The organism is Parasphingomonas frigoris, from assembly GCF_036663815.1.
Lineage (GTDB): Bacteria > Pseudomonadota > Alphaproteobacteria > Sphingomonadales > Sphingomonadaceae > Sphingomonas.
On the sequence record NZ_JAXOJQ010000044.1, the window covers coordinates 1 to 1,409 of the forward strand.

General features: G+C 62.5%; 2 protein-coding genes and 1 tRNA gene. 2 read left to right on the top strand and 1 reads right to left on the bottom strand.

Annotated elements, in window-relative coordinates:
• The first annotated feature begins 157 nt into the window (after positions 1-157).
• Both U1872_RS22295 and U1872_RS22300 read left to right on the top strand, forming a co-directional pair.
• Positions 158-234: transfer RNA gene (locus U1872_RS22295), tRNA-Met, on the top strand.
• A gap of 560 nt (positions 235-794) precedes the next feature.
• A complete protein-coding gene (locus U1872_RS22300) occupies positions 795-917 on the top strand; it encodes a hypothetical protein (protein WP_332745747.1) in 123 nt (40 codons plus the stop codon).
• Positions 918-1,055: 138 nt separating this feature from the next.
• Here the strand turns inward: U1872_RS22300 and U1872_RS22305 are convergent.
• Positions 1,056-1,409, bottom strand: a 354-nt coding sequence (locus tag U1872_RS22305; protein ID WP_332795056.1) for a helicase-related protein, incomplete at its 5' end; no start/stop codon positions are given.

A 1,409-nucleotide genomic window follows, 5' to 3' on the forward strand; every position in this document is an offset into this window, starting at 1 on the left:
GGCCGTGAAACCCGACTGCGCCAATGGTACTATCGCTCAAGCGATGGAAGAGTAGGTCGTCGCCAGGCATTGAAGCCCGTGCAACATGCAAACGCACATATCCAAAACCCATTCACAAACGTCTCATACACACCCAACGTCCGCATAGCCGGACCGTCGCGGGGTGGAGCAGCCCGGTAGCTCGTCAGGCTCATAACCTGAAGGTCACAGGTTCAAATCCTGTCCCCGCAACCAAACCTCGCAAAACGACAATCGCCGCCCTCACGGGCGGCGTTGTCGTTTGGGGCAAAAGCCAGCAAATCCGATACTCTCGCCACTACCTCCGCCTCCGGACCGTGCTCGCCGTGTGGGTAGATCGTCACACTCTCGATCAGCGTCGCAAGCGCAGCTGATGCTTCGGAACGAATAGCGACATCGTTGCGCGGAAGGACAGGGCACAGTCACTCTCTGGCTGAGGCGTTCCGGGCGGACCCGAGCGTGATAAGTTCCAGTAGCGAGACATCGGCACGTCGCCACATGTTCGCAACTCGGACAACACGGTCGGCTCGGCATGGACGAACACGCGTCCTTTGACGAAACTAATCGATTGATCCGGCGATAGCCTCTCGCGGGCGACGACCCACGCCCTTTCCCGGCCCTGTCAGGCGGCCGTTGCGACCATGCGCGCGGCAAGCTTTTCCTTTTTGCTTCAGACCTTGTGCTCGCGTGGTGGCTTGGTCAGCTTGACCTGACCGTCGCCGAGTACGGGGGGCTCGCTTGGTCGAATGGCGTGCCGTTGCAGAACGCCATTCGAGATGGTCCTGAACGGTGGGGGTCCGACCGATCTCCCGTTCCACGTCGCGCAGCCAGGCGCGCTGTTCGGCATCGCTCAGCGCGATCGCGAAGCCGCTCCGCCGACCGGCGCGGCCGATCCGTAGTACATAGTTTCTAGTCAGGCTCAACAGGGCGTGGTTGAACACATGGGTAGCGTATCAGTGTCGATGCTGCTCTGCGATATGGGTCGCGACGAGCACGAGGCTCCGGCGGACAACGACCCGCGCCCTTTCATAACCCTGTTAGGCGGCCTTTGCCGCCATGCGCGCGGCGAGCTTTTCCTCTTCGGTCCAGACCTTGCGCTCGCGCGGCGCTTTGGTCGGCTTGACCTGCTTAACCGGACCGCCGCCGAGCACGGGGGGGCGCTTGGTCGAGTGGCGGGCCACTTCGCAATGCCATTCGTGATCGTCCTGAACGGTCAGGGTCCGACCGATTTCCCGTTCCACGTCATGCAGCCAGGCGCGCTGTTCGGCATCGCACAGCGTGATGGCGAAGCCGCTGCGCCCGGCGCGGCCGGTGCGTCCGATGCGGTGGACATAGCTTTCGGGCAGGCTCGGCAAATCGTGATTGAACACGTGCGTCACCGTGTCGACGTC